General features: G+C 70.7%; 6 protein-coding genes. 4 read left to right on the top strand and 2 right to left on the bottom strand.

Annotation, left to right across the window (positions count from 1 at the left end; genetic code table 11):
- On the bottom strand, positions 1 to 586 hold a 586-nt coding region (locus HG543_RS47630; protein ID WP_169351616.1), incomplete at its 3' end, for an OPT/YSL family transporter.
- A complete protein-coding gene (locus HG543_RS47625) occupies positions 583 to 2838 on the bottom strand; it encodes a serine histidine kinase EspA (RefSeq protein ID WP_169351615.1) in 2256 nt (751 codons plus the stop codon). The genes HG543_RS47630 and HG543_RS47625, both read right to left, overlap by 4 nt.
- 288 nt (positions 2839 to 3126) lie before the next feature.
- On the opposite strand from HG543_RS47625, the gene HG543_RS47620 reads away from it, so the two are divergent.
- From HG543_RS47620 to HG543_RS47605, 4 genes are all read left to right on the top strand, one after another.
- Positions 3127 to 4536, top strand: a complete 1410-nt coding sequence (locus HG543_RS47620; RefSeq protein WP_169351614.1) for a serine/threonine-protein kinase — start codon at positions 3127 to 3129, stop codon at positions 4534 to 4536.
- A 248-nt stretch (positions 4537 to 4784) separates the two neighbouring features.
- Positions 4785 to 5777 (top strand): hypothetical protein, encoded by a 993-nt coding sequence (locus tag HG543_RS47615; RefSeq protein WP_169351613.1) that lies wholly within the window; start codon positions 4785 to 4787, stop codon positions 5775 to 5777.
- Positions 5778 to 5997: 220 nt separating this feature from the next.
- Positions 5998 to 7965, top strand: coding sequence for a serine/threonine protein kinase (locus HG543_RS47610; protein WP_169351612.1), 1968 nt, complete (start codon positions 5998 to 6000; stop codon positions 7963 to 7965).
- Positions 7966 to 8002: 37 nt separating this feature from the next.
- The gene (locus HG543_RS47605) at positions 8003 to 8914 is read left to right on the top strand and encodes a DUF2381 family protein (protein WP_169351611.1); all 912 of its coding nucleotides are present in this window, start codon (positions 8003 to 8005) and stop codon (positions 8912 to 8914) included.
- The last annotated feature ends 421 nt before the right edge of the window (positions 8915 to 9335 follow it).

The raw sequence follows: 9335 nt of genomic DNA, 5'->3' as shown, positions 1-9335 counted from the left end.
CCCGCCACCCGCGCCGGGCGCTGCGCTCCGCCTCCGCCTGGGAGGGCGCGTGCATGAGGGTAATCAGCTCCGCGGTGGCGATGCCGGTGGGGAACGGCAGGGCCTCCTCCGCCACCAGCCGCTTGCGCACCAGGTGCGCGGCCAGCACGCCCAGCGCCCCCAGCGCCACGCTCCACGCGGCCACGCCCCAGCCGGGCACGGAGACGCCCAGCATGGCCAGCGCGGGCAGCGCGCCCAACAGGCCCGCCGCCGCCGGCATCGCCCCCACCGACGACGCGGCGGACTGGGTCATGTTGTTCTCCAGCGGCGTGTACGGCACACCCCGCCGTCGCGACACCGTCGCCAGCGCGCTGAAGCCCAGCACCGCCGCCGTGATGGAGCCGCTCTCCCACCAGCCCGTCTTCAGCCCCATGTACACGTTGGTGACGGCCAGCAGCCCACCGATGAGCAGGCCCACGCCCAGCGCGCGCGCTGTCAGCTCCCGGGGCTCGGGAGCCTCGGCCACCACGGGGGCCACGGCGGTCAGCGGCGGGCGCGGCTCGGGCGAGGAAAGCGCGGACACGGCGGGCGTCGCCTGGGAGCTCATCGCCCCGCCTCGGCGGAGCGGCCCACCAGCTCGCGCAACTGCGTGAGGTCCAGCGGCTTGGAAATCTTGAGGTTCGGCACGTCGCGCAGGAAGTTCACCGTGCGCGGGGTGAAGGCACCACCCGTCATGAACACCATGCGTCCAGCCTGCTCCGGGGCGCAGCGGCCCAGCTCGTTGTACAGGTCCATGCCCGTCATCCCGGGCATCATCACGTCACACAGGATGAGGTCATAGCGCCCACCCTCGCTCACCAGCCGCAGCGCGGCCTGGGCGCTGTTGGCCGTGGCCACCTCGTGGTCCGCCGCCAGCGAGCGCTGCAGCGCCAGCGTCACGTTGGGCTCGTCGTCCACCACGAGGATGCGCGCCCGCGCGTTGGAGTGCATCGCCGCGGCCAGCCTCGGCACCACCTCCAGCTCGCGCGTGGCCGCGCGCAGCTCCACGCGGAAGGTGCTGCCCCGGCCCGGCTCGCTCTCCGCCTGGATGACGCCGCCCATGGACTCGATGATGCCGTGGCAGATGGACAGCCCCAACCCCGTGCCCACGCCCACCGGCTTGGTGGTGAAGAACGGGTCGAAGATGCGGTCCAGCACCTCCGACGTCATGCCCACGCCGGTGTCGCGCACCTCCACCATCACCCGCCCCCGCTCGCCCGAGCGGATGACGACGCGAATCTCGTGCTCCCGCGAGCCCTCCTCCGGAATCGCCTGCGCCGCGTTGAGCAGCAGGTTGAGGAACACCTGACACAGCCGCGACTCGCTGGCCTCCACCGGTGCCACCGGCTCGAACTCCGTCACCAGCCGCGCCCGGTGGCGGATGACGTTGTCCGCCATCTTGCACGCCAGCTCCACCGCCCGGCGCACGTCCACCGGCATCAGCCGCTGCTCCTGCTCGCCGCGCGCGAAGACCTTCAAGTCACGCACGATGCTCGCGATGCGCTCGGCGCCCTCCGTCGTCTCGCGCACCAGCTGCTGCAGCGAGGCGATGGGCGCCGCGGGCGCCTGGGCCTCCAGCCGCTCCAGCCCCTCGCGGATGAGGTGCAGGTTCACCATCATGTACGCCAGCGGGTTGTTGATTTCGTGCGCCACGCCCGCGCCCAGCGTGCCCACCGACGCCAGCCGGTCCGCCACCACCAGGTGCGCCTGCAGCTGCTTGCGCTCCGTGGTGTCGCGGTGAACCATGATGTTGGCGATGGCGCGCCCCTCGCTGTCGCGCAGGGGCACCACCACGGACTCGCACCAGCAGGTGTTGCCGTCCTTGCGGCGGAACTCCAGCTCGCCGGACCAGCGCCCCTGCTTCTCCAGCCCCGCCAGCACCGCCGCCGTCAGCCGGTCCGCCTCACCCGGGTGCAGCACGCTGAAGAGCGTCTGTCCCACCGCCTCGGACTTGTTGCGCCCGAACATGCGCTCCGCGCTGGTGTTCCAGTCGATGATGCAGCCGCCCAGGTCCGTAATCACCACGCCGTCGTAGATGCTCTCGAAGATGAGCGACTGGCGCTGCAGCTCCTGCTCCGCCAGCTTGCGCGCGGTGATGTCCATCACCGTGCCCGTCACCCGCGAGGGCGTGCCCGTCGCGTCGCACAGCACGTCACCCTTGCAGGAAATCCAGCGCAGCGCGCTGCCCTTGGGCTCGATGCGGTACTCGACGTCCACCTGCGTCTTCTTCTCCAGCGCCACCTTCAGCGCCTCGCGCACCCGGGGCAGGTCCGCCGCGTGGACCACTTCCTCCAGGTCCATGGCGCGGCCGGACAGCTTGCCCACCGCCAGCCCCAGCAGCCGGTCCACCTGCTCGCTCCACGTCACCCGGCCGCTCTGCGCGTTCCAGTCCCAGATGCCCACGCGCGCCGCGGACAGGGCCTGCCGCAGTTGCTCCTCGCGCTGCTCCAGCACCTCGCGCTTGGAGAAGCGGAACACCGTGACGGTGCCGATCTGGAGCCGGTCTCCCTCCTGCAGCTCGGCGGTGGTGACGGGCACGCCGTTGAGCAGCGTGCCGTTGGTGGACTCCAGGTCCGTCACGTGGCACGCGCCGTCGTCGGTGCGGATGATGCGCGCGTGCTTGCGCGACACGCCGTGGTCGTCGATGCGCACCGTGGCCTCGGAGCCGCGGCCGATGACGTGCTCGCCCGGCTCCAGCCGGTACGCCTTGCCGATGGCGGCCGGCGTCGTGGTGCTGATGAGGATGAGGCACGCACCCGTCGATGACGGCGGAGCCAGCGCGAGGCCCGCGCACGTGGTGAGGTCGTCCAGCGTCGTCATGTCGATGCCCCCCGGCACCCACGTTCGGGTCCTACCTGCCCACCCATCCCCGGCCTCTGCCTCTACGTGTGTCGCCACACGCGAAATCCAGCAGTCCCGAGCCCTGGCAGTCCAATCCCCCCGGGCCTCGTGGGAACCCCGAGCATATTCCAGACGACACCCGGCCCGCAGAGACGCCCCGGGTTGATGAATGGTGAACGCCTGGATGCTGGTGGCGCGGCGCGACAAGCCCCCGAGGCCCGGCCTGTGCAGAAGTGGCCGGGGGAAAAGTGGTAGGGTCGTCCACCCATGGCGGCGGATTCCGAGAGCACCTTCCGCATCCAGGCCCGGTCGGACCTCAGCTCCTTCGAAAGGGAGCGCGGAGAGACGTCCCGGTCTGAGCGTGGCCCCGGGACGCTGGCCGGGGAGTACGTCCTCAAGGCCCTGCTGGCCTCGGGTGGGCACGGCAGCGTGTACGAAGCCGAGCACCGCATCCTCGGCCGCCGGGCCGCGGTGAAGGTGCTGCACCCTCACCTGGCGGACCAGGGCGAGATGCTCAAGCGCTTCGTGCGCGAGGCGCGGGTGGTGAACCAGATTCGCCACCCCAACATCGTGGACGTGTACGACTTCGGCCTGATGCCGGACGGCAGCCCCTACTACGTCATGGAGCTGCTCACGGGGCGCACGCTGAGCCAGGTCGTCCAGGAGCGAGGCCGGCTGTCCGCCTCGCGCGCCTTGGCGTACCTCGAGCCCGTCTGCGCGGCGCTGGAGGCCGCGCACCGCGCGGGCGTCGTCCACCGGGACTTGAAGGCCAGCAACGTGCTGGTGATGGAGGAGGGCGAGCGGCCCCGGGTGAAGCTGCTGGACTTCGGCATCGCCAAGCTCCTGCACGCGGAGCCAGCGCAGGAGGGCCTCACCATCGCCGGCCAGCGGCTGGGCACCGCGCACGCCATGGCGCCCGAGCAGTTCCGCGGCGGCCCCATTGGCCCGCACACCGACATCTACGCGCTGGGCGTGCTGCTGCACCAATTGCTCACCGGCCGCTACCCCTTCCAGTGCGAGGACCGCATGGAGCTGGAGCGGCTGCACCTGGAGGCCCCCGCGCCCCGGCCGAGCGCCATCGCCCCCGTGTCCCCCGCGGTGGACGCGGTGGTGCTGCGCTGCCTGGAGAAGGACGGCGGCCGCCGCTACGCCAGCGTGGGCGTCTTCCTCGCCGCCCTCAGCGAGGCCGCCGAGGAGCCCGTGCAGCCCGCCCGCCGCACCCGGCTGGCGCTCGCCGTCCACTGCGAGGTGGTGCTCGCCGCCACCGGCCAGGACGACGACGCGGTGTACGCCGTGCTCGCGGACGTGCTGGACGGACTCGAGCAGGGCCTGCGCGGCGGCGGCTTCCTCCTCGCGCTCCAGTCCGGCACCACCCTGCTCGCCGTGCACCCGCTGGAGAATGGCGCTCCCAGCCCCGAGCGCACCGCCTACCTGCGCGAGGCGGAGAACTCGCTGCGCATCCTCCAGCAGGCCGCCCAGCGCCTCGCCGAGCCCGTGAGCGCCCAGGTCCACCTGTGCATGCACCTGGGCCAGGCCGAGACGCGCGGTGACTCCGGCGAGTCCGAAGTCGTCGGCGGCCCCGTCACCGACGTCGGCGCCTGGCGCCTGCGCACCCCCGACGGCTTCGCCCTCACCCCCGCCGCCTCGCTCGCCCTGGAATTCCCAGAACCCGAGTAGCTCCTGGGAAGCCCGGACGAACTGTTAATACGGGATCACCCTTAGTCGCAGAAGTCGGGCATTACACATACCGCGTGTCTGAGTTTGGACCCGGACGGCAGTTTTGCAGTGTGGTCGCATTTCATCGCACCGACCACCCCCGTCACACTTCCCTCACCTGCCAGCGATAGCGTTTTTGTTTGGGCACGCTGGAACTGGTGGGCATCAGGCGGCCAGCCGCATCGGCCGTCGCAACGGGGGGAAGTCAGATGCGCCACACACCAGCCTCGCAGTCTGGAATTCGTAGCAATGTCAGCCTCACCCCGAGCCGCCGGTGGCTCCACCGGGGACTCCTGAGTCTGACGATGGCGGTGGGGGCGGCGGGATGCGGGCCCATGGACGGGCCGGAAGAAGCACCCGAGACGTTGGGGGTCCAGCAGTCTGAGCAGCAGAGTGACAACGGGCTGTCCACGAATGGCCTGTCGACGAATGGCTTGTCCACGAATGGCCTGTCGACGAATGGCTTGTCCACGAATGGCCTGTCGACGAATGGCTTGTCCACGAATGGTTTCTCCACGTGGTTCAACCAGGACACGGCCAACTCGGCGGCGGTGATGGAGTACGTGGTGAGGTGCGCGGTGCCAGCGGGGCAGACGCGCACCTTCACCAATCCCGCCACGGGGACGACGTACACCTGGGCGGGCTCCCTGGGCCTGGCACCGGGCTGGGCCTCCGGACAGGTGGCGACGCAGGCGGAGCAGGAAGTGGTGTCCGCGTGCCTCGCGGCGCACGCGAACAAGTTCGGCATCCACGTCTCCATCTCCGTGCTGGGCCGCTCCGCGCAGGGGACGGCGATTCCGTACACGTCCTCGGAGCTGACGACGTACGGCGAGCGGGAGGCGTGCTTCTTCGGCAACCTCTTCGACAACACGGGGAGCTACGTGGCCACCGACCACGCGCCCCTCGCCTCGACGCAGAGCTCGTCGCGCGCGTGCGGCCTGACGTGGAGCGCGTCGACCACCAACTGCTCGCCCATCGTCCACGTGGGCTCGTGCAGCTCGTATTGCACGCGGGCCTACGTCAACGGCGATGCGCAGCCGTACTACGCCGAGTGCTCGTACAACGGGAAGGTGTACCGGCCCGTCACCACGCGCATCCGCTCGCAGGACATCCACACGTGCGGCGACGGCGTGTGCCAGGTCAGCGAGAGCCGCGGCACCGGCACCACCTACAACAGCTGCTTCGCCGACTGCGGCGCCTGACTGTAGGAAGGCGGGAGCGCGCGCGGCCCCGGGGGGGAAGCCGCGCGTGTCTCCCCGCCACCCCGGCCGGGGAGGGTGACGTTCCGGGCCGGCCGGGGTGTTCCGTCGGGGTGGGAGCTTCGGGTGCCGCGCTCCCACCCATGCGGAGACCTGGTGGGTTCTGCTAGGTTCGGCCCATTCTCGGGGTTGTCTGCCGAATGCGCCCGGCACCGGGGGCTCTATGAGCGGTCCACACATCCTGGAGCCTCCGCTGGGGGGCGAGCTCGCCGGGTACACGGTGGATGGGCTGCTCGGCGAGGGCGGGTACGGCGTGGTGTACCGGGCCTCGCGAGGGGGCGAGGTGGTGGCGCTCAAGCTCCAATCGCTGGAGCACCTGGGAGGGTGGGCGGAGCGGGAGGTGGCCATCCTGCTGCGCCTGAAGCACCGCAACGTGGTGGGCTTTCGCGGGTGCGGGGTGTACCCGGAGCGGGCGCCGCGAGGGTTCTACCTGGCGATGGAGTACGTGCCGGGGCGCCAGCTGGGCCAGTGGGTGGAGGAGGAGAACCCGAGCGCGCGGCGGGCGGCGGAGCTGCTGCGGGGCATGGCGCGGGGGCTGGAGGCGACGCACGCGGCGGCGGTGCTGCACCGGGACATCAAGGAGTCCAACATCGTGGTGCGGGACGCGGATGGGGAGCCCGTGCTGGTGGACTACGGCGTGGGGGACTACGCGGGAGCACCGCGCCTCACGTCGGGAGTGCTGCCACCGGGGACGCCGCGGTACCGCAGTCCGGAGGCGCTGGCCTTCCGCCGGGACAGCCGTCCGGGGCAGCGCGAGCGGTACATGTCCACGCCCGGGGATGACCTGTACGCGCTGGGCGTCGTCTTCTACTGGGTGCTGACGGGGCGGCATCCGTTCCCCGCGGTGGAGACGTCCACCGAGGTGGAGGCGGTCATCACGCACGAGCCCGTCGCGCCGCACGTGCTCAATCCGCGGGTGCCGCTGGAGCTGAGCGGGCTGTGCATGCGGCTGCTCTCCAAGCACCCGGAGGCACGCGGCGACGCGAGGCGGCTGGGGGACGACGCGGAGGCGGTGCTGGCCCGGGCGGATGTGAGCTGGGATGTCCCGCTGGGCGAGCCCTTCTCGGAGGGGCCGGTGGATGACGGCCGAGGGGCGTGGAGGCGGGAGGACGCGAGGGACTCGGAGGCATCGTGGGAGGACAGCCGTGAGGCGCTGGAGGCGTGGGTCCGTCAGGGCGTGGACGCGGTGGGCCCCCCGCGCCGGGGACGGCGCCCGAGGCCCACGATGGTGCCACTGGACGGCGCGGGACTGGCCGCGGTGGGGGAGTCCGCGCTGGAAGTACGGGCACCACTGGCCACCACGTCCAAGCCGCCTCACCGGGGGGAGGTGCTGTTCCGTGTCTGGGCGGTGGTGGGCATGACGCTGGGGCTGGGGCTGGCGGTGTTGCTGAGCCTGGACTGGCAGCCCTCCGCGCGCCTCGTGGACCTGACGGGTGCGATGACTGGCGCGGTGGCCGGCCGGGAAGTGGCTCCAGCGGGAGCGCCGCCGGAGAGTGAACGGGCCGCGGCGCCGCCTCTCGCTGTGCTCCCACCCGCGGCCGTCGCCACTTCGGCGGCGTCACCGCAGGAGGAAGCCGTGCCCGTGAACGAGAAGAAGACGTCTGATGCGCCCGCGACGCCCACGAAGCCGCGCGCGCTCAAGTCGCTGTCCCGTGTCGTGAAGGCCGCCGCCGTGTGCACGGGGCTGGCGTGCGCCGGCAGCAGTTCTCAACTGCGTCCCCCGCCTCCGTCGCCGGAGTCGTGTCCTCCCGGCGCGGTGGAGGCCATGGCGAAGCTGGGCATCAAGCTGGGCGCAGAAGGAGGCGTTTCCTTCGTCGGCCTGAGTGAATCGGAGCAGGTCGTCACCGTGCGCGATCAGCAGAGGGTGCGCGTGCAGGTGGGCGCGTCCCTCGGCCTGCTCAAGGCGGGCACGTTGGCCGGGCAGCTCTTCCTCGGTGACCGCGTCTATGGCCGTTACACGGAGGGGTATCTCAAGAAGAGTGGAGAGCGCATTCCCGTGTGCTTTCAAATCATGTCGGTCGAAAACCAGCGCTGGAAGCTCGGCACCCCCATCGAGCCCGATGGCTATGGCGAAGGAACCGCTCGCGTCTGGTCCAGGCACTACGTCATAGCGGTTGATCACTTCGATTGAGGCCCCTGCTGCCTGTCACGCTCCCGAGGTCTCGTTCGTGCCCGGTTCCCGCTGCGCCACCATCCTGGTGATTTCCTTGCTCTCCGCGCGTGCGACCCTCGCCCAGCCCACACCAGACCTTCCCACCACGGGTACACGGCATGTGGAACTGCTGGCGGAACGCTCCGCGGAGCCTCCCGAGGTGCGCGTCAGCCCGGGTGTCGCGACCGTGTTGCTCTTTGACCTGCCACCCAGCCGGATCGAGGTAGCCCACCGCGAGCGCTTCAGGGCCGTGGGCGTGGATGGCCCTGTCCTCACCCTCGTACCCTCTGAGCCCTTGAGCGAGTTGGAGCAGGTCCGCCTGACAGCACACTTCGCGGATGGCGCTGCCCCCACGAGCACCACCTTCCTGCTCAGGGTGGTGCCCCAGTCGCTGGCCGAACGGCAGGTGGAAGTCCACCGTCGCCCGCGCTCCTTGGAGTCCTACCAGCAGGAGTTGTTGCAACTGCGCGTGGAGCACCAGCGATGTATTCAGGAACTGGAACGACAACGGCTGTCCCCCGCGCAAGAAGACGCCCTGGCCCACCTGCTGGTGGCCAAGCACCTCACGCGCACGGGCGTCACAACCCGAGACGTGGTGCGTGAGCTCATCCCGCACCCGCGCAATGCACTCAAGGCCACGGAAGCCTGGACCTACCGCGCCGCGAAGCGGGTCGCGGTCGCGCTGGAGGTCACCCATCTCGGCGCCCAGCGCTGGCAGATGGAGAGCGCCTCACTGGAGGACAAGACGGGGACGCCTCTGCGAATTGTGCGCGTGTGGCAACAAGCGACAGGTGTCCCGGATGAACCTGGACACATCGTGGTCGAAGCGGAAGCGAAACCCACGGAGGCGCAGGGTCCCTTCACGCTGTCGCTCTTGGACACGGAGGGCCAGCGCACCGTCATCCTGGGCAACGTCATGTTCCCTTGATGTGACGGGCACGCATTCGCCGACGGCCTGAGGTGCGGAGTCCGGTGGCAGAGGGCAAAGCCCTGACGAGCCAAACGTCTCGCTTCAGTCCGCGCCTGGGCGCGGCTCGGTGATGGTTTCGGGGCGCGAATCGTTATTGCCTCGGCGATTCCCTCCCTCGTCGTGAGCTTGGAGCCAGGTGCCCTTCGCGGCATCCGTCGCGGTCAGGGCGCCGTCCCGCGGCACCGCGTGACTCCCGAGCCCGCGTGCTCGTGTCAGGCCCCCCCTCGGCCGCCCATGGCTGGAACCAGGCGCACGCAGCCGGATGACCCGCCAGGCCCTCATCGGGCGTGGGCCCCATCCTCACTGCCGTGTCGGCCGCCTCCGGTAGAAGGGGCGTCGTGGAGGAATGATTCCTCCAGCGAGGGCGGCGGCCCAGGGG

It is taken from the genome of Pyxidicoccus fallax (assembly GCF_012933655.1).
Taxonomy (GTDB): Bacteria; Myxococcota; Myxococcia; order Myxococcales; family Myxococcaceae; genus Myxococcus; species Myxococcus fallax.
Note: the sequence above shows the minus strand (reverse complement) of the source record. Positions and strands in the feature narration are given on the sequence as shown.

Bases quoted from the DNA above. Each gene is read 5' to 3' on its own strand.
- HG543_RS47615 (WP_169351613.1), top strand. From the start codon at position 4,785: ATGCGCCACACACCAGCCTCGCAGTCTGGAATTCGTAGCAATGTCAGC.
- HG543_RS47620 (WP_169351614.1), top strand. From the start codon at position 3,127: ATGGCGGCGGATTCCGAGAGCACCTTCCGCATCCAGGCCCGGTCGGAC.
- HG543_RS47610 (WP_169351612.1), top strand. From the start codon at position 5,998: ATGAGCGGTCCACACATCCTGGAGCCTCCGCTGGGGGGCGAGCTCGCC.
- HG543_RS47625 (WP_169351615.1), bottom strand. From the start codon at position 2,838: ATGACGACGCTGGACGACCTCACCACGTGCGCGGGCCTCGCGCTGGCT.